Source organism: Auritidibacter sp. NML120636, assembly GCF_003185945.1.
In the GTDB taxonomy this organism is placed as follows: Bacteria; Actinomycetota; Actinomycetes; order Actinomycetales; family Micrococcaceae; genus Auritidibacter; species Auritidibacter ignavus.
Map to the genome: position 1 here is coordinate 84934 of NZ_QHLO01000009.1, position 19873 is coordinate 104806.

Here is a 19873-nt window from a genome sequence, read left to right on the forward strand (position 1 = left end):
ATGGAATGCCTAACTCAGGTAAGGCAGGGTCAACGGACAACACAACCTATACCCATCCGGAGATGGTCTTTGAGGTTTTTGCACCTCGCGGGTGGGAAGAGGACCTCTCCGGAGCTGATCGCGGGGTCTTCATCTACCTTTCCGATGAGATCTGGAACCAGCAGTTTCGTCCCAATATCGTTGTCATCCAGCGAGTAGCTGAGCCTGGCACCGAATCGTTGGAAGGTTTAGCACGCGCCCAAGAACCTGTTGAAGCTTCATATCCCGAAGCCTTAGCGGATTATCGGCTACTGCATCTGGATGCAGACACCATTGGAGTGCAAGGTCTTCCCGGGTTGCTTCGTGTAGCGTCCTATAAAAACCCCGATGACCTTCCTCTGACGATGTTTCAGTGGGTGGTAGTACAAAATAACGTCCAAGTTGACCTCACCATCACCTACCCGACAGAGATGCTCGGAGAGCGCGCTCAACTGATTTTAGACATGGGGCATGGACTGTTGTGGAAGGAGTTGGCATCATGATTGAGCAACGAAACACCGGCCGGGAAGGCTCCGGTGTAGAACTCAGCGCTGAGACTTTCATGACCCTGCTGGATCAGGGAGTGCCTCACGATGGATCTGAAATTTTCGATGTGAACGAGCGGGTTGTCTTTAGTAGCCAGCACGTCGCTCAGGGCACGGAAGAGATCTGGAATACGCTTCAGACACAGCGCTACAACGTCACAATTTCTTCCACAAATGGTGTCGGAATTGAAGACAATAGGTTTTTGTGGCTGGGGAGAGACGCGTGCGTGACTGCTGAAACCATCCAGGTTCAGTCAGGGTCTGATGCTCCTACCTTCTTATTGCGATCTCATCCACTCTCAAGCCGGTATACCGTGTTGATTGATTTGATGGGACTGGTGGCTATTGCCGATACGAACTTCGTGTCGGTAGATGCTGTCAAGATCCCAGCCAAGACATGGGAAAGTCTGGTAGTCGGTCCAGATGCTGGACGACAACAGCAACTAGCCCAACAACTAGCCCAACGACAAGCCTCAGAGCTGGTCGCCCAAGTATCACCTGACATGGCTGACGATATTCGTCGAGGTTTCTATCAGCAGGTTGTTGTTGTCTCTGAATCGCCTACTGAGCAGGGACCAACGCCGATTGCGACTGCTTGGATGTCGACTCCACACGGTTATCTGTCCTTCTTTTTGCAACCTGGGAAATTTTTTGGAAAAGCGCACTATTTGGAGCCGGTCGACGCCTGGATGTTGTTCATGATGGCTTCTTATCAGCTGCCGAGACAGCGAATGATTTCTACGTGGTAGGCCTGCGGATTGGTCCAGTGACGGTGTCATAAAAGGGGCGTGAGCTGGTGGAGATTCTTCTCTGGATAGGTATCCTCGTCGTTACCACGGCGGTATTCATTTTCTATATGTTCCATGTTCGGTTTCAAGAGAACGCGGAATGGTATGACGATTGGCGCGCGCCGGGGAATCTTTGGATTATGCCCTACTGGACTCCGGCGGGGATTTTCGGTGCATTGTTTGGGCTGTACGAACTGTCGGGGTATTGGGGCGGTGTTGTCGTCTTCAATCTGTTGCGGGTTGTCGCAATAATTGCCATCCTCATGGGTCTGATTGGGCTATTGGGGTTGCTCGGTATCCCCTTACCGTGGCCTTTCGCTCCCCGCTGGGTGGTTGAGCGACGTAAGAAAGATCGTGCTGAAAGGAAGGCGCGTCGTCGGAGGCGAAAAGAAGGCGAATAGCCTAGGCAGTACTGGGAAGGAAGGTCGTTTCTCATGGAGATTTTACTCTGGATCGGGCTGTTCGTTGTTTCGACCGCGGTGTTTATCTATTTCATGTTCTTTGTGCGGTTGCAAGAGAACACCGATTGGTATAGGGACCACCGTGAAATTCCTAACCTGTGGGGTCATCCCGTACTGTTCCCCGTTTCATGGCTATTGCCGTATTGATGTTGCACGAAATCTCGGGATATTGGGGCGGTTTAGTCACGGACTTTGTCGGTACGGCTCTGACTATTGGCTCCCTGGTCATGGCTGTGATCGGTTTGATTGGTGCTGTGGGAGTGCCACTTCGAGGGTGTCAGGAGTTTTGTGTGTGAGGCTCTGATCCAGAAGGAGTTTCACTGATAATGACTACTGTGTCACCGAAGAAAGGCCATGACCCGAGCAGGGTCAATGAGATCAGCGCGAAGCTGATGGAAAACCCGGAAATCGCCGAACTGATCGGCGAGCTGTCGACCTCCGTCGACGATGCCAGCGACCTGGTCAAAGGCCTTCTGCAGGCGTCGATCAATGCGGGTCTGCAGGCGGAGATGGACGCCCCCTTTTGGGGTACGGACACTCAGATCGCGTGGCGAAAGCCCAGGTAAGCCCCTGAAACGGTGGCAATCACCGCAACGGGTCGTATACGAAGACCGTCAGCTCGGGCTACGGCACGGTGGACATCATAGTGCCTCGGGATAGGGCGGGAACGTTTCACCCGGTCATGGTGCCTAAAGGGGCACGCCGACTGACAGAGCTCGATGAGATGATCGTCTCGCTCTACGCCGGCGGCATGACGGTACGCGATATCCAGCACCACCTGTCTACCACCCTGGCGGTGGACATCAGCCCGGATACCATCAGTACCATCACCGATGCGGTCCTCGATGAGGTGATGGTGTGGCAAAACCGTCAGCTCGACGAGTTCTACCCGATCATTTTCCTTAGACGCGCTGCGGGTCACAATCCGCGACGGCCACCGTGTGGTCAATAAAGCCTGCTACATGGCTGTTGGCATCGACATCGACGGGACCAAACACATCCTGGGACTATGGATTGCCGATAACGAGGGTGCCGCATTCTGGGCATCTGTGTGCGCGGACCTGGCGAACCGTGGTGTCAATGACGTGTTCATCGTCTGCTGCGACGGGCTCAAAGGCCTGCCCGAAGCTGTGGAAGCGACCTGGCCGAACTCGATGGTACAAACCTGCATCGTGCACCTGATCCGGGCTGCCAACAGGTGGGTGTCCTACCAGGACCTTAAAACCTGTATCCAGCGCACTGCGGCAGGTCTACACCGCACCGAATCAGGACGCCGCTTGCGCCGCACTCGATGCCTTCGAAGCCTCGGAACTGGTGTCGCGCGTCATACTTTATGGCAGGGCTGTTAGTTGAGTCCTGAATGGAGTGTTTGACATGGGAAAGCCACCACAGATTCCAGTGGAGAAGAAGACCAGGATCGTGCTCAGCGTCCTGGCCGGTGAAGTGACGATCGCAGAAGCTGCTCGGCGTGAGAAGATCAGTGAGCAGTCGATCGGCCGGTGGAAGTCAGACTTCCTCGAGGCCGGGAAGACAGGCTTGGCAGCTGGCAGATCCGGTCCCTCGACAAGGGAATCTCAACTCGAGGCTGAGGTCGAGGATCTGACACAGGCTCTCGGGGAGGCTGCGGTCGAGATCCGAGTGTGGAAGAAGTCTGCTGAGGGCCGATTGGGCCTCATCGTGAGACCTCGAGGTGATCCGCACCGAGGCGGGCATGCCGATCCTGGAGGTTCTGCAAACTCACCGGTGTGCCCGAACAGTCCTATCGCCGCTGGCAGGCCAAAGCGAAGCAGACCCAGCCACCGAAGGGTCCGTGGCCGCGCCCGGTGCGGGAGTCGACCGGTGAGGCAATCATCTCTCACGCCTTGGCGCATCCGGCGTGGGGACACCGGAAGATCTGGGCAATGACCCGTCATGACGGGCACCGGGTCTCGCAGGCCACAGTGCTGCGTACTCTGCGCGATGAGGGACTGATCCTGCCGGCTGAGTACCAGAAGCAGCGCCGGGAACTCGCGAAGGAGCGCAAGGCGGCCTTCGCGGTGACCCCGACGGGTCCGAATCAGGTCTGGCAGTTGGACTTTAGCGAGTTCGAGACCACCTCCGGTGGTACCTGGCGGATCGCTGGGTGCAGGGACTGGTATTCCAAGCTCGAGCACCGGTTCCACACCTCACCGACTGCGAACCAGCATGATGCGATCGCTGCGGTCGAGCTCGCGCTGGAGGATTACAAGACCATGTTCGGCCACCCGCTCATTGACGCCTGTCCCGTTGACGAGGACACCGGTGAGCTGCTGCCAGCAGTGACCATTGGACCGATAACGGCGGACCGTTCCGGTCGCTGAACTTCGAGCTGTTCATCACCAGCCACCCCGAACTGCGGCACGTGCGCACCCGAGTGAAGTCCCCAGGACAAAACGGGTCCCGCGAACGCGGGTTCGGGACCCTGAAGTACGAGCGTCTGTTCCTCGATGAGATCCCCGATGCCCTGGAGCTGATCGCACGTGCTGAGGGCTACCGAGACGAGTACAACACCATCCGGCCCCACGAGGCCATCGCGTTCAACCGACCTAAGGAGGTGCACCTGGGACTAGCCGACCCCACCGTCCCCACCTTTGAAAGAGAAGAAATCCTGCCAAAAACTTGACGCGGGACAACCGTGGCGCTTGAACCAGACTCGACGCGTTGTCACGCCGACGGAACCGTAGCCACCAGTGCTGGTCGGTCCCGCCAGATTAGGCGATGAACCTGACCTGGACAAGTAGACGATGAGGGTTAGTGCTCCATCACCGAGTTACCCGAAGAGAGTGAGAACAGTCAAAGACAGCAGAGCTGATCAACTGTTATATTTGAGCTATAACAATTAGTTCTCACGGGAGGTTTGCGGTGAATAGGCAGGGACGGGTCGAAGCGAAGCGTCAGACAGTCAGCTTTGTGGTGATCAGCATGGTTCTCCCCACAGCGGTTGTAGGGGTTGGCCTGCTGCTCCTGGCGCTCTGGCGACCGGAGCTCCCAGCTCCGGTGGCGATCCATTGGAGTGCCGGGGGAGCGGACTCCTTTGCCGAACTCTGGGTGATGGCAGCTTCCATCCTGGGCTTTGGCCTGTTGCTTCCGGTGCTCATCAGCGTGCTGGTACTTCCCAGTGTGCGGGCCGGCAGGGCCTCCACGTTCATGGCCCGCTTGATGGCTGGAGTCAGTCTCGGGACATCGCTGCTGGTCACATCCGCGCTGACCGGAGGTCTAGCGATCCAACGTGGCTTGGACGATGCTCGGGAGGCCGGTGCGGTGGGTGGGATAACCGCAATCGCCCTATTGGGTGCCGTCGTGCTTTCGGCCGCTCTGGTCTTCCTGATTCCCGCAAGCCCGCCGCGGCAGCCGTTGACCGAGAAAGCCGCTTCGCTGGGGCTCGGAGAGACTGAAAGTGTGATGTGGGTTCGCCGGATCCAGATGGCCAGTTCTATCCGATGGGTGCTGTACCTCAGTGCAGGCATGGTTGTAGTCACTACGGCGGTGATAGCTCCCGAATCGCCGCTGTGGATCATTCTGCTGATGGGCGTGGCCGTTATTGTCGTTCTCTTCGCAGTCCTCACGGCAACTCGTTTCAGTATGCAGATCGACGCCCAAGGGCTCAGGCTCCGTTCGGTGCCGTTGGGCTGGCCGTCGGTCCATGTGGGCCTGAGCGAGATCACCTCGGTCAGCTCCGGTGAGACAAGCGGGTTTTCAGAGTTCGGCGGATGGGGCCTGCGCATGGCTCCGGGCGCGCGAGGCATCATTCTTCAGGATGGTAACTCGCTGCGTGTGGAGCGTCGCGACAAGCCCGCACTGGTGGTCACCGTCGATGACGCGGATGAGGCTGCCGATGTCCTGGCATCCCTGCTCCAGCGCGAATCCCCAGCCTCGACACACTAGGCGCCGCGATGTTTCTGCGGGTTGACACCTCCTCACCAGTGCCGCTGTATGAGCAGATTGCCACTTCCATCCGGGCAGATATCGCCCAGGGGAGGCTCGCCCCGGGGGATCGTCTACCCTCTGCCCGGGAGGTTGCCTCCTCCCTGACGGTTAACCTGCATACCGTGCTGAAGGCATACCAGGATCTGCGCGAAGAGGGCCTGCTGGATATGCGGCGGGGTCGCGGAGCGATCGTTGCGGACGTACCGCAGTCCACAGCGGAGCTGACCACCCAGATCGATACGCTCCGGGACACGGTGAATCAGCTGGGCTTGAGTGAAGAGACCCTTATTGCTCTGGTGCGGGAGCGCTTTCGACCTGCGGACTGATCTGTGGTGAAAGCCGCGCGTGACCGACGACGCCGCCGGGCGGAGAGGGTCACCGATTGTTGAGGCGGCGGTGGCCGGCTGGGAGCAGCATCCCGCTGGTCGCAGTGCAGACCGTGGTGCAGGTGGTTCCGCCGAGTGCGGACCTTACATGACCTCATGCCTCTGGCTTTAGCGTCCGGGACAGAAAGCGATAGCGTGGCTTTTATGCCCATGACCTTCGACCAGGCACTCAGTACCTTGCGCGCCGCTCGAAGCGTGAGACTGCGAGGAAAGCCGGCAGCTTGGTCGAATGCCTTGCGGGTGATGTTCTACATCCTGATCGTGATGGTGCTGACGCCCTCTGGTGTCTATCACGTGAACCACCCGCTGGCACCGGAGCTTCGTCCACGTATTTCCCCGCCGATGGGCCCAGTATGGAATAGGCATCACCGCTATATCTATGTACCTGGTGTCGGAGGGCTGAAAGAAGCTGAGGTCATCCGACTGATCAACACAGGACGCGAGATGTTCGGCGCACCCGCCCCAGCGGTCCAGCAGCTCAGGTCTGGCAGTAGAGGCCGAGGTTGACTGAGACGGTCACGACGAGATCCTTGGGCAGACGGTCTAGACCTGAGACGAGATCCTCGGTGCTGATGTGGTGGGCGCTGGGTCCCATCTCCACCAGTGCCCGGGCCTGATCGCGGCTGACCGATGCGGTGTAGGAAATCTGCTCAGAAGCGATCATGGTGAAGTCGCTCAGACTCGCAGCCAGGCGTTCGTCTTTGCGCTGATCGACCTGGACCAGACTTAAGCCTCGATCCACCGATGAAGTAGGTGTCTGTCCGGTGGTTTAACGAGGAAATGCGCCTCTGACCTGGGAAAATAGTGAGTGTCTAGTCCAATGATTCCCACGCAGAAAGGCACACCTCTCAGGTGCTATTCAAGCACGCCCCCGGTCAAGTCCGGTGGTGTGGTGTATGAGGGGTGATCCTTCAAGCGTGTCATTCTGGGTTATGCGGCGAGGGCTTCGATGGTCTGTGGTGGCACCTCCTCGGTGGTGTCGGTGCCGAGCTGTTGGGCGTGTTGGAGGACCTCGAGGTTCATGTATCGGCGGCCTTCGGCCCATTCATCGTGCTGCTCGGCCAGCACGGCGCCGACTAGGCGGATGATGGCCTCGCGGTTAGGGAAGATCCCGACCACATCGGTGCGGCGGCGGATCTCCTTGTTCAGCCGCTCGTTGGGATTATTTGACCAGATCTTGCGCCAGGCCTCTTTGGGGAAGCTAGTGAAGGTCAGGATGTCTTCGCGGGCCCCGGCCAGGTGGTCGGCGACCTTGGGGTGTTTATGGTCCAGGGCCTCGACGACACGGTCGAACTGGGCGTGTACTTCCTGGGCATCGGGCTGGTCATAGATGCTGTGCAGCAGAGTCTTCACCCAGGGCCAGGAGGCCTTGGGGGCAGTGGCCATCAGGTTGGCCGCATAGTGTGTCCGGCACCGCTGCCAGGCTGCACCGGGTAAGGTCGCAGCGATCGCGGCCTTCAACCCAGCGTGGGCATCAGAGGTCACCAGCTTCACTCCACTAAGGCCCCGGGCGGTCAGGTCGCGGAAGAAGGACAGCCAGCCGGCCCCGTCCTCGGCGGTGCTGACCTGGATGCCGAGGATCTCGCGGTGGCCATCGCGGTTGATGCCGGTAGCCACCATCGCGTGCACCGGGACCACACGGCCGGACTCACGGACTTTGAGCACCAGCACGTCAGCGGCAACGAAGGTGTAGGGCCCAGAGTCTAAGGGTCGGGTGCGGAAGGCCTCGACCTGCTCATCGAGTTCAGAGGCCATCTGCCAGACCTGGGACTTCGACAGGCTCTCGATCCCCAGGGACCCGACAAGCTTATCCATCCGGCGGGTAGAGACCCCCAGCAAGTAGCAGGTGGCCACCACCGAGGTCAGTGCCCGCTCAGCACGTTTGTGTCGTTCCAGCAGCCACTCGGGGAAGTAGGTCCCCTGCCGCAGCTTGGGTACCGCCACATCCAAAGTGCCGGCCCGAGTGTCGAAGCCCCGGTGCCGATAGCCGTTGCGCCGGTTCTGCCGGGCATCAGAGCTCTGCCCATATTCAGCGCCGCAGACCGCGTCAGCCTCGGCTGAGAGCAGGGTGTTGATGAACATCTGCAACAAATCCCGGATCAGGTCAGGACTTGCCTGCAAAAGCTGTTCCTCCAACAGGCCGCGAAGGTCGATACTAGAAGGGGTGACGGTCATCGTGAAACGTCCTTTCGAGAGTGCTTTGGTAGGTTCACTCGAAGGATCACACGGTGGCCGTCACTCTGTAATGAATGACGCGCTCACCAGGGAGCCGTACACCACATTAAAGGACGCTACTGAGCTTCGAGCCAAGGTCCGCCAGCGTAGGCCATATGTTTCCTACAGCGGGACGTTCAGCCACATTGCTGAAAACACACTTGACCGCAAGTTCACCCCAACTAAGCCAAACACCGTCTTTGTCAGCGACGTCACCGAGTTCAGGGTCGCAGGCCGCAAGGTCTACCTGTCACCGGTGATGGATCTGTTCGACCGTTCAATCGTTGCCCACACCGTGGCTACATCGCCGTCGACAGCGTTTACCGCCGATTCTTTAACTCAGATGATTATAACGTGTGCGCCTGAACCTGGGTGGATGATGCACACCGATCAAGGTTTCCAGTACCAGCATTCGTCCTGGCGCAACCTGATTCATGACAACGGTGGTGCTCAGTCGATGTCGCGTAAAGCCAACTGTTACGACAACGCGGTCATGGAGCATTTCTTCGGGCACTTGAAAACCGAGATGTACCACGGAGAAGTCTTCGACACCGTCACAGAGTTCAACCAGGCAATCGACGAGTACATCCAGTGGTACAACACCGAACGCATCCAACAACGACTCAAGGGGGTGGCCTAAGAATTAGGTCCACTTGGTTTAAGCGTTGACCGTGTTTTCTTGTCTCCATTGTTCCGCATACTGTCGCGGGCTGAGGTAGCCCAGTGATGAGTGCGGATGGAAGTCATTGTAGCGCCGTGACCATTGGGCCACGAGTAGGCGGGCATGGTCGAGATTTTCGATACTGTTATCTTCCAAGAGTTCGTCTCGCATCCGGTTATGGAACGACTCAACGAACCCGTTATGCCAGGGCTGGCCTGGCGGGATGAACGCTTGGATCGTCTCATCCTCGGCCGCCCAAGCCTCGAGGGCGTGGGCGATGAACTCAGGCCCGTTATCCATCCGGATCGCCCTAGGGCGTCCTCTGTGCTCCAGACAAGCCACGTCAAGGAGTTCGATCACCGAGCCCGCATCAATCTTTTTATCGACCGCGAAGGCGAGGTGTTCGCGGGTGTATTCATCAATAATGTTGCAGATCTTGATGGTCTTGCCGTGCCATGTTGAATCGAACTGGAAGTCCAGTGCCCACACCTCGTTCGGGTACTGGCCGGACCGAACATCGCGCTGGACGTGTCCATTGAGGCGTTTACGCTTCTTGCGAGGCAACACGCGCAGACCCTCTTCACGCCAAATCCTGCGGAAAGTTTCCCGGCATATCCCATACCCCTCAGCCAAGGCGTTCCTCCAGGCACGCCGGTGTCCCCACCGGCGGTGATCACGCGCGAACTCGTGCATCCACTCGCGCAGGTCTGCGTACTTATCAGGTTTGCTTTCACGGGTCCTAGCGCGCCGGTAAGCGCTACGGGAGAGCCCAACAATCTGGCAGGCATATCTTTGGGAGTAGCCCAGCCCGACCAGATGCCAGACGGCATCATGGCGGCGAGCTGGGCTTAGAAGTTTCCCTGCGATAATTCTTTCCACGCAGCCTTCTCCAGCTCTGCCTGACCAAGGAGACGCTTCAAGCGCGTGTTTTCCTCGCGCAATCGCTGGAGCTCTTTCGCCTCGCTCTTCGTCATCGACCCATAGGTAGCCTGCCACCTGTTCAACGTGGCTTCGCTAATCCCCAACGCGGTCAGGATCTGAGCTGTCGTTGATCCCGATTCCTTCAACTCCCGCGCCTCATCGAGCTTACGAACAATCTGCTCGGGAGTATGCTTGCTGAGCTTCTTCACCATTCATCCATTCTCCCCACCCACAGGCGGGGCATCAATGGACAACACTCAAGTCACCTGGACCTAAAAACCTAGGGCACTCCATCAAGGGCCTGACCCCGATGCAATATCGAAACCAGACCCTTGAGCCTTTAACCGCCTAGAATTAAACCAGTCCAACTTTCGGGGGCTAGTTCAGCACGGCGTGCACCCGGTGACCGGCGCGAAACTCGGCCACGCCTACCCGACCCTGCGCCCACCGCATGAGCGGATTGCTGACCGGGTTGCCAAGCTCAGCCCGGACATGCCGGCTGCGCAACGTGAGGTCGCGATCCAGGACATCCGCGACGAAGAGATTGCACGCAAGCCTCGTGCAGCGATTGCAGGTTTCGACCTGACCTTCTCGCCACCGAAGTCCCTGGGCAGCCTCTGGGGTGTTGCGGACGCGCCGACGCAAGAACTGCTGGCACAAGCCCATCACGCCGCGATGCGCGATACCGTCGCCTTGCTCGAAGGGCGGGTGGCCTCGACCCGGGTCGGCAAGGGCGGGATCGCGAGGATGCCGATCACCGGGATCATCGCCACCGCCTTCGACCACTACGACTCGAGAGCCGCCGACCCGCAGCTGCACACGCACCTGGTCGTCTCGAACAAGGTCCAAGGCGAGGACGGGAAGTGGCGGAGCCTGGATTCGCGGCGGCTGCACAAGGCCACCGTCGCGCTGTCGGCCAGCTACAATGCCTACCTCATCGACCACACCGCCGACCTGCTCGGCCTGACCTGGGCACCCGTCGACCGAGGTAAGGACCGGAACACCGGCTGGGAGATCACCAGCATCCCGCCTGAGTTGATCGCGGAGTTCTCCCGCCGCACCACCGGCAGCGTCGGTGTGGAGGGTATCGAGCAGGCGAAGAACCGGCTCATCCGTGACTACCGGGACGCCCACGGGCACGCACCCAGCCCGGACACGATCGCTCGGTTGCGCCAGCAAGCCACCTTGGAGGCCCGGCCCGAGAAGGAGTTGCATTCGTTGGCTGAGCTCACCGCGGACTGGCGGGAGCGTGCAACCCAGCTGCTGGGCACCGATGCAACCACCTGGGCACAAGACGTGTTCGCCCGCGCACCGGAAGCACCTCGGTTGCGTGCCGAAGACCTCGGCGCGCAACAGGTCGAGGACCTGGCATCGGTCGTGGTGATGACGGTCGCGGATCGGCGCTCGACCTGGACGCGGTGGAACTTGCACGCCGAAGCCATGCGCCAGCTCATGTCCACCCGCTTCACCACCCCGGCCGAACGCATCGCAGTGCTGGATCAGATCGTGGCTGTTGCTGAAGCGCAGTCGCTGCGCCTGACGCCCGAGTATGACCGTGCGGTGCCGGGGCACTAGGTCGATCAGAGCGGGAACCGTTTCCAGACTGGCGATCAGGTCGCCTATTCCAGCCAGGAAATTCTCGACGCCGAACACCGCCTCCTGGAGCACTCCGAGGACACATCCGCGCCGCGACTGCCATCTCGGATGGTGGCCCGGCACGTCTCCCGGAAGATCCAGGGCGTGAGGCTGGCCGAGGATCAGGCCGCCGTCACCCGCATCGCTCGTTCTGGGCGGGGCCTGGACCTGCTGGTCGGCCCGGCCGGTGCGGGGAAGACCACCGCGCTGCGCGGCCTGCACCGTGCCTGGACCGCCCGCCACGGGCAGGACTCCGTGATCGGTTTGGCACCCTCGGCGGCGGCGGCCGAAGTTCTCGGCGAATCGCTGGGCGTCCGCGCCGAGAACACCGCCAAATTCCTCTACGAACACGAGAGAGGCCGCTGGGACTTCCAGCCCGGACAGCTGATCCTGCTCGATGAGGCCAGCCTCGCCGGGACGCTCACGTTGGATCGGATCGCCGAGCACGCGAGGCAGGCCGGGGCGAAGCTGGTGCTCGTCGGCGATCCGGCCCAGCTCAGTTCCGTGGAAACCGGCGGGGCGTTCGGGATGCTGGTGCGCCACCGTGCTGCCCCGCCGACGCTGACCGATGCGCGCCGGTTCGTCCACGAGTGGGAGAAAACGGCCAGCCTCGGCCTGCGCCGCGGCAAGACCGCCGTGCTTGAAGACTACGAGAACCACGGCCGGCTCACTGATGGGAGCATCGAGCGGATGCTCGATGCCGCCTACAACGCCTGGCAACATGACCGCGACGAAGGGCTGGCGACGCTGATGATCGCGGGCAACGCCGAGATGGTCGCCGAGCTGAACACCCGCGCCCGCAAAGACCTCATCATCGCCGGGCACGTCGAGCGCGACGGGACCGGACTGCATGACGGCACCACTGCCGGGGTAGGGGACCTGGTGGTGACCAGGCGCAACGACCGACAACTGAGTCTCGGCCGGTCCTGGGTGAAGAACGGCGACCGCCGGGCCGTCACCCGACGGCTCGAGAACGGGGCGCTGGCCGTGCGCCGCCTCGGACCCGGAGACCACCCTGCCGGGGCTGAGCTGATCCTGCCGGCGGAGTACGTTGCCGAGGACGTCGAGCTCGGCTAGGCCACCACCGTCCACCGGGCCCAGGGGGCCAGCGTGGATACCGTGCACGCCCTGGTCGATCCGGAGACCGCGTCCCGGGAGCTGTTCTACGTCGCGATGACCCCCGGCAAGCAGAACAACAGCGCCCATGTGATCCAACCGGACCCGCACGATGTCGAGACCCACCTGGAGCCCCCGGAGCCGCTGACCCGAATCGGGCAGCTGCACCGCGTGCTGGCCCGAGAGGCATAGGTCGAGCGCGTGGCCAGCTACCTCGATGTCGCCCCGTTCCCGGAAGGGATCGCGGACGAGGTGTTCACGAGCCCGCACTACGAACAGCTCGAGGCTGCGGTGATCCGCCACGAGGCCGCCGGGCACGCACCGACCCGGATCCTTGCTCGTCTCGCTCCGCGCTTGCAGTCGTGGACCGAAGAGAAGGACCCCGCGGCGTGGTTGGCCTCTATGATCGACGCGGTCACCACGCAACTGCCACGTCGCAAGACGAGCACACCCGGGCGGGTGGCGGGGCTGATCCCGCGCCCGACCGGCCCCCTGGATGATGACATGCGAGTCGCCCTGCAGGAGCGGGAAGATCTGATCACTACCGCAGCCGCGGCTTCGCTGGATGAGGCGATAGAGTGCGGGGCCGCCTGGGTGGCCAAGCTCGGGAAACCTGGACCGAGGTCCCGTGAGCGCCAGCGGTAGCGTGGCCTCGCAGTGCGCATCGCGTTGTACCGCCGGCGCTATGACATCCACGAGTCCGCGCCCCTCGGTGATCCGGACACCGTGGCCTCCCCGCAACAGGCAGCCGAACGGCGGATCGCCCAGATCGCGCACTCGCGACTGTGTTCTCAGCCCCAGTCGAGCTCGTCCCCTCAACCAGACCGGAAGCCAGCACAACGGGCACTGCGCTCGAGCCTCTAGGGTGGAATTTGTGTCTGTTCGCGGATACTGAAGACCAAGAAAGGCGCTACCGAATGACCGAGGGAAGAGAGCCCCGGGGAGCTGAGAGCTAGTACGCCCACCCAGGCATACACGCTTTCCTGCCAAGCGGCTCATTGCTCACTGGACAGCCTTGACAGCACCTTCTCTAGAACTCCTCGTTGCGTAGCGTTCAGGCCCTCGAAAAAGACATCGACCAGAAGCCTTGAAGACAACGAATCCACCGTAAAAGCATCTTTTCCGTTACTCTCGGTATGGCAAGTTGCCGTTGCCCTAGCTTCGGCGAGAGAGTCTGTAAGTCGATTAATGAACTCCCGCAAACGTTCCTCACTTGTGCTGGCATCAATTAAAGCGAACTCCTGGTTTATCTCAGAATAGTCACTAGGCGGAGAGGCAACAAAATGCGCGAAAATCTCTAGTTGTTCCGATGGGAAAAGCGCGCCGAGAAGTACGCCAAGTCTAAGTCGATTTGGCCCATCCACACCTTGAGCTGCCATAAAAGCATCTGGGCTAACATCCGCAGGGACGCCGCGCGTGCGCGCAAGGCGAATTTCCTCCCGAATCGCTTGCAACTGTGAAATCTGGGACTCCAGCTCAAAATCAAGGCTATCGATGAGCCGTTCTTCCGAACCCTGTTCGCCCCGCATCATATCAGCAACATTTGATAGGGAAAATCCAAGAGCAGAAAGCCGACGAATACGCAAAAGCGCCACCAAATCCGAAGTTGAGTACTCCCTGTACCCGTTAGGTCTCCGCCTCGGCTCCTGCAACAGGCCTATGTCATGATAATGACGAATTGTTCGACGCGTGACTCCAGATAATTTCGCAATCTCGCTCGTGCTCAGGGACATATTCCAACACTCATTAAATGGTTGAAGGTTCGTATCGAAACACCAGGACATTCATAAATGAGGCAGTCTCAATCAACGGCGATCCCAAATAGTCGCCATAAGCGTCTACTAGATTGAATCCGCACGATTCTGCAACCTCCCGAACTTGCTCAGCAGGGTAAAGGGATATTTCTTCGACAAAGGAGGTAACCTCATCTTTAACTATCCAGTGCTGGTTAATCCTGAACAATCTCTCGGTGGGACGACTGAAGAACTGGACAATGCCCGAGGCTTCGTTCGAATCATTCTGTTCAAAGCTCGACACAACTGACGCCTCAGTAAATAGTGAATCCAACGCCACAGGGTTCTGAAAATCGACAATGAAAAGTCCGGCTGAGTCGAGGTGCCTGGCTGCCGTCTTGAAGATTTCCGTGAGTGCGTTGTCCTCCAGGGACATGCCCAGGGTGTTCCCAAGGCATATAACTGCAGAGTACTGTTCGCTCAAGCATACCGACCTGACATCGTCGATTGTGAACGTAACACCAGCAAGTTCCGGTTTGGACCGAGCTTGAGCGATCATCTCCGGAGAAATATCCACTCCATGAAGTCGATACCGAGTCAATACCTTGTCCCGCTGCAAGGAACGGGCAATTCTAGAGAGAACCCGACCCGTGCCTACCCCAAGGTCGAGAATACTTGTTCGCTCTGGTCCAATGGTGCTAAGCAACCATTCGGCCGCCTCGTCGGGAAAGCTATCAGGTGCGGTAACTTCGTCATAGAAGCTGGCCGTGAGCTGACCATTAGAAATTACGTGATCAATCATTGTGTTGGCCTTTCAACTAGCCGGGAAACTATCGACCGAACGCTTAACAGCACTGATCTGTGCAACGGGCGCAGAAAGGCCCGGTTGCAGAGGGGCTGGATTGGATATCTCGAATTGCTCGACATAAAATCCAGCACTCTCCAGCTCGACTCGAATAGTGGCTTCGTTCAGTAGCGCCAGTTGGTGACTTGCTAGAATTCGTGAGGTTGGTGCATCCGCGGCATCGACCTCGGCCAGAAAGTAAGTGGTTTGAACAGCATTTTCCACATCGCGAAATACCCCAGACAAGACGTATCCCCGTTCACCACTCAAAAGCGGTAGCCCTATAACGTCTTCCGAATCAGCCTCAGGAGGCAATGGCATATCAAAAACTAAACGACCGCCTTGCTTCAGATGACTCCATATGTGGTGAAACAAGTGAAACCGTTCCGAGTCGTTCAGAAACATAGCCACGGACATCTGACCGGTTACAACAGAATCGTACTCGGCCGAACCAGGAAAATCGAAAACGTCACCGAGAATTCTTCTGACCCGCGCGCCACTCGTGTTCTTTCCTGCTGTCATATCGGGAGATACCTCAACTGCGGTGCACTCATGCCCGTCTTCAGCAAGACCCTCCGCAATACGACCTGTACCGCTAAAAAGATCGAGAACACGTAACTTCTGCTTCCTGCCGATCGCTTTACGATACCACTGAATATCAGAATCAATGAGAGAAGTGTACTCTGCATAAAAGCGGGCGAAGTAGCCCTTATAGAGGCTAGATCTTACGACTCCCGGGACATACGCAACGATCTCCCGAAAAGGTGAGTGCAGTGGCTTGTTCATTAGGATTCCTTCTGAGTATTTGGGTCAGTTTCCAAGGTCTTGCTCATTAATCGCACCACACTGGAAATATCGGCCGGGCCACCAAACTCGCCGGTACGAGTAGCGGCGGTAACCGCTGCTGATGGTTCATGTACCCAATACCCAGACTCCTTGAGGAGCGAGATGTTCCGAACCATCGAGGGTGCCTTCCAGATCTTTTCGGGTACAGAGGGCACCAAGACAACTGGTGACGGCGACACGGCACATGTCATCAGTGCCATGCTGTCTGTCATCGAGTGCGCCAGCTTGCTTAAGAAGTTGGAAGTAGCAGGAAATACTAGAACGAGATCGGCCCAAGCGGACAAGGCGCGATGCATGACCGCTGGCGACGAGGCGCCTCCGTCCTGAACAGCTACCGAATGACCGGAAATTGCGGCGATAGCGCGCGTGGAGACCAACGCAGTAGCAGAGTGCGTGAGCACAACCCGGATTGACATCTGTGGATACCATGTTCGTCGGACATTAACCCAACTGGGCAAGAAGGTAACTGAGATTGCGCCCGTTCCGACAATAAGCAACTGCCCACGTTGCAAATTGAGTGCAGCAGGGGGTTTAGCATGATTTTGTGGATCAAAGGATGTCATCTTACCCCTTTCCATGGTAATCCTACTTCAGCTGGGTTCTTAGCTACCTTCACAATTGCTGGCCAGAAGATATCAACGGTCTCAGCTGGAGCCATTGGTGCTGATAGACGTCTTTGGACATGGGCCGAGAAGGCCAGCAGGGTGGAATAAAGCAGAAGGTTAGGGTATTTCGGCGAGGAATGTGCGACGGAAACCGCCAGCTTGATCGCCATCTTTGCTTTGAATTCGCTCTTGGCTTGAATGAGTGAAGAAACCCAAATAAGTTCTTCAATCAGTCTTCCAGCGGTTGCAGCTTTTGGGGCTGCATCGCCGAGCGGTGCAAGCACCATTCCTCGACCTGTTGGATCAAGAATGACTCGGCCGAGTCCGATCGGCACCCCCGGCTTTATCGGATATTTCTCACCAGATTTTCCGACGTTTGACGGTTCACTGACAGTATCAATCGTTTCCAGGACTTGCTGTGAAAGTCGAGTGAGCTTCTCCTGCTCGTCTTTGCTCGTGTCAACGTACTGCCGCGTTCGCCCTATTTGGTCAGAGCTCCATGCAGCCTCCCCAGAAGCGGAGATTGTGGCGAGACAACGTAAGGCGTTCTCATAACAAGCCCAATGTGCTTCGTCATACTCACTCTCGTTGAGAAGGTCATCAATGAGCGCATGGTCTGCGGGCACGTCTTCATAGATCACAGTCCCCGTAGGAGTCTTTGGGCGAATCGAGTCAAGCCCTAACTGCGGTACTGATTCACCATACCTGAACTGCTCCGCGGACAGCTCCCAGGTCCATGCTGATTCGCCTTGTTGGCTAATTCGTCTTGTGCCGATCTTCTCTGTGCTCAAAAGAGGGCCTCATTCCAATTATCGATTCCGATTGCTGTCGCGGATTCTTGGAGGATTGCACAAAGTTCCGGGTGGCGCCAAGTGGGATAGGACTCGACTAAGTACTCACCGGCTTGCCTAGCCACGGTCACTCCAAAACTTGATGTCACCCCAGCTCGATTCAGACCGTATGGGATTCCGTACGGGCCAATAAGTGCGAATCCAGGACCGTTAAGTTCGATGGACTGGGTTGATGGTGCTGCTTGCTGGAGTGCTTCAAATATTTTACAAGCATCGCCAGTTGAGCAATAAAGTACAGTTTTATCTGGACGTTGTGTCGCGAAATTGGCGAACTTTATCATCCACCGGCTGACCGCTTGGTCCAGCTTATCTATTAGATTCTCTGCGCTGTGGCTACTATTGACCCACGGAATGTACATTCGCAGATCTGGAGACAATGGATTGCCATCGAGGCCCGTTATACTATCCCAGCCACTCAAGAATCCTTTACGCACTCTTGGTACGCTTAATGCATCAGGCCCGACAATCCACTCGCTACGCTGCTCGGCAGCGATGAGAAGCTCGACACCACTCAAAGCAGATGTCGCGACGGTAGCGCCCTCGGCGGATGGTCGCAGACTCCAGCCTAGACTAGTTCGGCGTGCATTCCTCAGTGCTGTTGATGCCACCACGGGGCTAGCCACTTCGGCGCCTTGCGCCACTGAGCTTCCTGTCCTCTTTAAGTGGACGTCCTCGTAAAGCCAGCGACTCACCGTCCTCGCTGCGACACTCGAAGTGGCTGAAACAGACTCACCGTTGAGGCACCTCCTAAGTTCCTTGCCATCGACAAATAGAGAGTTAAGACATTCTTCGGCCCAACGCGCCGCGGCCGTATACTCAGTTTCAAGCAGTGCAGACCTAGTGCCCTTACTTAGCATCCCGCATCAACCCTTTGCTTATAGCAGTGGCATTGGCGGTCATGTTTATTGTCATGCGTAACAAAACCGTCGCCAACGCAGTCTGTGGAACCGATGCAGCGGCCACCACTTGTGACCGCGCAAGAAGTTTCAAGGCTACGACACGCACGAGAAGCACCGCCTCGTCGGTGTCGGAGGCAAACCCGTATGCGCCTAGGAGGTGGGCAGTGAACTCTTTAAATTCCCCCATAAGGCCAGCTGGCACGCTGGTACGTACAGTACCTCTCGCGGTTTGTGCCCGCACACGCGATGCAAGGAACGATGCCATTAGTGAGCTGATATCATGCAGATTCGGTCCCGCGCCCGCCAGCTCCCAATCGATAAACACCGCATCGTGCTCAGTGGTAAGTACGTTGTCTATCGAGAGATCGCCATGAATGAACACTGACTCCATCTCCTGGAGTTGTGTGATCGTTCTCTTTAACGTTTCGTGCACCTGTTTTGGAAGTTGCTTTAGCGTCCATAGCGCGCCGTCAGTGATGTGCATGAAGAGGTGAGCCGGAATAGGATACAGAATGGGTGATTCTGGCTCCGCGCCGAAATCTATTGACGCTCGGTGTAGGATGGCTAGCTTCTTCCCGATGAGGGAAACTTGACCTCGCCAGTCCGTGGGAAGATCCCGATCAAAAAATCCTTGATCGGGGAGGAATATCCGTGAGGGGTCTCCATGGTAATCTGGTTGTCGAGGATACGTGTGCTTGGCAATGCGACCGGGTTTCCTGCTTCATCCCGAATCTCTGCAGCCGCTTGCATAGCTTGGAACTCCCGGTTAAGAAGTCGCTGTTCCTTGTCGAAGCCTCGCGCTGTTTTTACGTACCTCTTGAACTCCTTTTCATCGGATACTGTGACCCGAGACCCCATACGCTCCATCGCGTCCACCTTTTCCGTCGATCGATTTCACAACGATCAATAATGCTTGCAGAACTACTAGTGCTGGGCCAGGACCCCGGACACAGATTGGGCCCTACCCGATCGCAATAGGCGACTGCTTCGGTAGGGCCCAATCAGGGTTTCCCGCCTTTTAGCACATGATCAGAGCGGTACCGATCGTTGCGCAGACGGGGGTGGTTGCAACCATCTCAGGGTCCGTGGCGAACGCTTCCTCGCGCTCAGCCTGCTCCATCAGGTCGATGGTGTCCTGAAAGTCGCCGAAGACTGCTTCCGCCATCATGGTGTTCTCGGTCTGCATGGACATGTTCTCGTCCTTGAGTCGTGCCCTCCGCCCGTTGCGGTAGGGCGTGTATGCAAAGCTATCCGCTTGCGGCCCCTGAGTCAAGAGCACGACGTACCTTATTCATATTGAGCGCGTAGCTCAGGTCGTGCCTCACGTATCGTGAGCGCGAAGCCATAGTGTGAACGCATGGATAAGGACATTGTCTCGATGAGTGCTCGGATTGAAGTCACCAAG

The 19873-nt window shown here is 58.2% G+C and carries 24 protein-coding genes and 4 pseudogenes; 17 read left to right on the forward strand and 11 right to left on the reverse strand.

The window, feature by feature from the left end; genetic code table 11:
- The first annotated feature begins 5 nt into the window (after positions 1–5).
- The 11 genes and pseudogenes from DCC25_RS08775 (at position 6) to DCC25_RS11230 (ending at position 6650) form a co-directional block, all read left to right on the forward strand.
- Positions 6–521, forward strand: a complete 516-nt coding sequence (locus DCC25_RS08775; RefSeq protein WP_110101386.1) for a hypothetical protein — start codon at positions 6–8, stop codon at positions 519–521.
- Positions 518–1312 (forward strand): hypothetical protein, encoded by a 795-nt coding sequence (locus DCC25_RS08780; RefSeq protein ID WP_110101387.1) that lies wholly within the window; start codon positions 518–520, stop codon positions 1310–1312. Before DCC25_RS08775 ends, DCC25_RS08780 begins: the two co-directional genes overlap by 4 nt.
- Before the next feature lie 47 nt (positions 1313–1359).
- A complete protein-coding gene (locus DCC25_RS08785; RefSeq protein ID WP_110101388.1) occupies positions 1360–1752 on the forward strand; it encodes a hypothetical protein in 393 nt (130 codons plus the stop codon).
- A gap of 386 nt (positions 1753–2138) precedes the next feature.
- Positions 2139–2378, forward strand: coding sequence for a hypothetical protein (locus DCC25_RS11650; RefSeq protein ID WP_233488003.1), 240 nt, complete (start codon positions 2139–2141; stop codon positions 2376–2378).
- Positions 2379–2395: 17 nt separating this feature from the next.
- Positions 2396–3126, forward strand: a pseudogene (locus DCC25_RS08790) (IS256 family transposase); the annotation flags it as partial.
- A gap of 60 nt (positions 3127–3186) precedes the next feature.
- Positions 3187–3411 (forward strand): annotated as a pseudogene (locus DCC25_RS11655) (helix-turn-helix domain-containing protein); the annotation flags it as partial.
- Positions 3412–3557: 146 nt separating this feature from the next.
- Positions 3558–4151, forward strand: coding sequence for an IS3 family transposase (locus DCC25_RS11660; RefSeq protein WP_233488004.1), 594 nt, complete (start codon positions 3558–3560; stop codon positions 4149–4151).
- Positions 4152–4204: 53 nt separating this feature from the next.
- Positions 4205–4453, forward strand: coding sequence for an integrase core domain-containing protein (locus tag DCC25_RS11665; RefSeq protein ID WP_233488005.1), 249 nt, complete (start codon positions 4205–4207; stop codon positions 4451–4453).
- A gap of 299 nt (positions 4454–4752) precedes the next feature.
- Positions 4753–5715: a hypothetical protein gene (locus DCC25_RS08805; protein ID WP_146206442.1), complete on the forward strand. Its 963-nt coding sequence runs from the start codon at positions 4753–4755 to the stop codon at positions 5713–5715.
- Positions 5716–5723: 8 nt separating this feature from the next.
- Positions 5724–6083: a GntR family transcriptional regulator gene (locus DCC25_RS08810; RefSeq protein WP_110098119.1), complete on the forward strand. Its 360-nt coding sequence runs from the start codon at positions 5724–5726 to the stop codon at positions 6081–6083.
- Positions 6084–6278: 195 nt separating this feature from the next.
- Entirely contained in the window at positions 6279–6650 is a 372-nt protein-coding gene (locus DCC25_RS11230) for a hypothetical protein (protein ID WP_146206443.1), read from the forward strand.
- On the opposite strand, the gene DCC25_RS08815 is transcribed toward DCC25_RS11230, so the two are convergent.
- Complete coding sequence (locus DCC25_RS08815) at positions 6622–6885, reverse strand: hypothetical protein (RefSeq protein ID WP_110101390.1); 264 nt, start codon at positions 6883–6885, stop codon at positions 6622–6624. The two genes, DCC25_RS11230 and DCC25_RS08815, sit on opposite strands and share 29 nt — an antisense overlap.
- Before the next feature lie 188 nt (positions 6886–7073).
- Positions 7074–8318 (reverse strand): IS256 family transposase, encoded by a 1245-nt coding sequence (locus tag DCC25_RS08820; RefSeq protein ID WP_110101391.1) that lies wholly within the window; start codon positions 8316–8318, stop codon positions 7074–7076.
- A 106-nt stretch (positions 8319–8424) separates the two neighbouring features.
- Here DCC25_RS08820 and DCC25_RS08825 point away from each other — a divergent pair.
- Positions 8425–8997, forward strand: a pseudogene (locus DCC25_RS08825) (IS3 family transposase); the annotation flags it as partial.
- Between the two features lie 18 nt (positions 8998–9015).
- Here DCC25_RS08825 and DCC25_RS08830 read toward each other — a convergent pair.
- Both DCC25_RS08830 and DCC25_RS08835 read right to left on the reverse strand, forming a co-directional pair.
- Complete coding sequence (locus tag DCC25_RS08830) at positions 9016–9897, reverse strand: IS3 family transposase (protein WP_158524768.1); 882 nt, start codon at positions 9895–9897, stop codon at positions 9016–9018.
- Complete coding sequence (locus DCC25_RS08835; RefSeq protein ID WP_110101393.1) at positions 9867–10151, reverse strand: transposase; 285 nt, start codon at positions 10149–10151, stop codon at positions 9867–9869. Before DCC25_RS08835 ends, DCC25_RS08830 begins: the two co-directional genes overlap by 31 nt.
- A 154-nt stretch (positions 10152–10305) precedes the next feature.
- Here DCC25_RS08835 and mobF point away from each other — a divergent pair.
- The 5 genes and pseudogenes from mobF to DCC25_RS11690 form a co-directional block, all read left to right on the forward strand.
- A pseudogene (mobF, locus tag DCC25_RS11670) lies at positions 10306–11514 on the forward strand (MobF family relaxase); the annotation flags it as partial.
- A 165-nt stretch (positions 11515–11679) separates the two neighbouring features.
- Entirely contained in the window at positions 11680–12651 is a 972-nt protein-coding gene (locus DCC25_RS11675) for an AAA family ATPase (protein WP_233488009.1), read from the forward strand.
- Between the two features lie 33 nt (positions 12652–12684).
- The gene (locus tag DCC25_RS11680; RefSeq protein ID WP_233488011.1) at positions 12685–12882 is read left to right on the forward strand and encodes a hypothetical protein; all 198 of its coding nucleotides are present in this window, start codon (positions 12685–12687) and stop codon (positions 12880–12882) included.
- A 9-nt stretch (positions 12883–12891) separates the two neighbouring features.
- Positions 12892–13335 carry a hypothetical protein gene (locus tag DCC25_RS11685; protein WP_233488013.1) on the forward strand — a complete coding sequence of 148 codons (444 nt, stop codon included), beginning with the start codon at positions 12892–12894 and terminating at the stop codon, positions 13333–13335.
- A gap of 12 nt (positions 13336–13347) precedes the next feature.
- Positions 13348–13554 carry a hypothetical protein gene (locus DCC25_RS11690; RefSeq protein WP_233488015.1) on the forward strand — a complete coding sequence of 69 codons (207 nt, stop codon included), beginning with the start codon at positions 13348–13350 and terminating at the stop codon, positions 13552–13554.
- 131 nt (positions 13555–13685) lie between these two features.
- Here DCC25_RS11690 and DCC25_RS08845 read toward each other — a convergent pair whose 3' ends face one another.
- From DCC25_RS08845 to DCC25_RS11360, 7 genes are all read right to left on the reverse strand, one after another.
- Positions 13686–14474 (reverse strand): MerR family transcriptional regulator, encoded by a 789-nt coding sequence (locus DCC25_RS08845; RefSeq protein WP_110101394.1) that lies wholly within the window; start codon positions 14472–14474, stop codon positions 13686–13688.
- Positions 14437–15225 carry a class I SAM-dependent methyltransferase gene (locus DCC25_RS08850; RefSeq protein ID WP_110101395.1) on the reverse strand — a complete coding sequence of 263 codons (789 nt, stop codon included), beginning with the start codon at positions 15223–15225 and terminating at the stop codon, positions 14437–14439. The genes DCC25_RS08845 and DCC25_RS08850 overlap by 38 nt, the downstream gene beginning before the upstream one ends.
- A gap of 12 nt (positions 15226–15237) precedes the next feature.
- Positions 15238–16053, reverse strand: coding sequence for a trans-aconitate 2-methyltransferase (locus DCC25_RS08855; RefSeq protein ID WP_110101396.1), 816 nt, complete (start codon positions 16051–16053; stop codon positions 15238–15240).
- A complete protein-coding gene (locus DCC25_RS08860) occupies positions 16053–16691 on the reverse strand; it encodes a flavoprotein (RefSeq protein WP_110101397.1) in 639 nt (212 codons plus the stop codon). Before DCC25_RS08860 ends, DCC25_RS08855 begins: the two co-directional genes overlap by 1 nt.
- On the reverse strand, positions 16673–17509 hold the full coding sequence (locus DCC25_RS08865) for a hypothetical protein (protein ID WP_110123191.1): 837 nt from the start codon (positions 17507–17509) through the stop codon (positions 16673–16675). The genes DCC25_RS08860 and DCC25_RS08865 overlap by 19 nt, the downstream gene beginning before the upstream one ends.
- A 906-nt stretch (positions 17510–18415) precedes the next feature.
- Positions 18416–19171, reverse strand: coding sequence for an aminoglycoside phosphotransferase family protein (locus tag DCC25_RS08870; protein WP_110101399.1), 756 nt, complete (start codon positions 19169–19171; stop codon positions 18416–18418).
- Positions 19172–19486: 315 nt separating this feature from the next.
- Positions 19487–19660 carry a hypothetical protein gene (locus DCC25_RS11360; protein ID WP_158524770.1) on the reverse strand — a complete coding sequence of 58 codons (174 nt, stop codon included), beginning with the start codon at positions 19658–19660 and terminating at the stop codon, positions 19487–19489.
- Positions 19661–19873 lie beyond the last annotated feature (213 nt).

Coding starts and splice junctions, on each gene's coding strand:
- DCC25_RS11360 (WP_158524770.1), bottom strand. CDS start 19,660: ATGTCCATGCAGACCGAGAACACCATGATGGCGGAAGCAGTCTTCGGC.
- DCC25_RS08820 (WP_110101391.1), bottom strand. CDS start 8,318: ATGACCGTCACCCCTTCTAGTATCGACCTTCGCGGCCTGTTGGAGGAA.
- DCC25_RS08835 (WP_110101393.1), bottom strand. CDS start 10,151: ATGGTGAAGAAGCTCAGCAAGCATACTCCCGAGCAGATTGTTCGTAAG.
- DCC25_RS11650 (WP_233488003.1), top strand. CDS start 2,139: ATGACTACTGTGTCACCGAAGAAAGGCCATGACCCGAGCAGGGTCAAT.
- DCC25_RS08860 (WP_110101397.1), bottom strand. CDS start 16,691: ATGGAAAGGGGTAAGATGACATCCTTTGATCCACAAAATCATGCTAAA.
- DCC25_RS08845 (WP_110101394.1), bottom strand. CDS start 14,474: ATGTCCTGGTGTTTCGATACGAACCTTCAACCATTTAATGAGTGTTGG.
- DCC25_RS08805 (WP_146206442.1), top strand. CDS start 4,753: ATGGTTCTCCCCACAGCGGTTGTAGGGGTTGGCCTGCTGCTCCTGGCG.
- DCC25_RS08855 (WP_110101396.1), bottom strand. CDS start 16,053: ATGAACAAGCCACTGCACTCACCTTTTCGGGAGATCGTTGCGTATGTC.
- DCC25_RS08850 (WP_110101395.1), bottom strand. CDS start 15,225: ATGATTGATCACGTAATTTCTAATGGTCAGCTCACGGCCAGCTTCTAT.
- DCC25_RS08775 (WP_110101386.1), top strand. CDS start 6: ATGCCTAACTCAGGTAAGGCAGGGTCAACGGACAACACAACCTATACC.
- DCC25_RS08780 (WP_110101387.1), top strand. CDS start 518: ATGATTGAGCAACGAAACACCGGCCGGGAAGGCTCCGGTGTAGAACTC.
- DCC25_RS08810 (WP_110098119.1), top strand. CDS start 5,724: ATGTTTCTGCGGGTTGACACCTCCTCACCAGTGCCGCTGTATGAGCAG.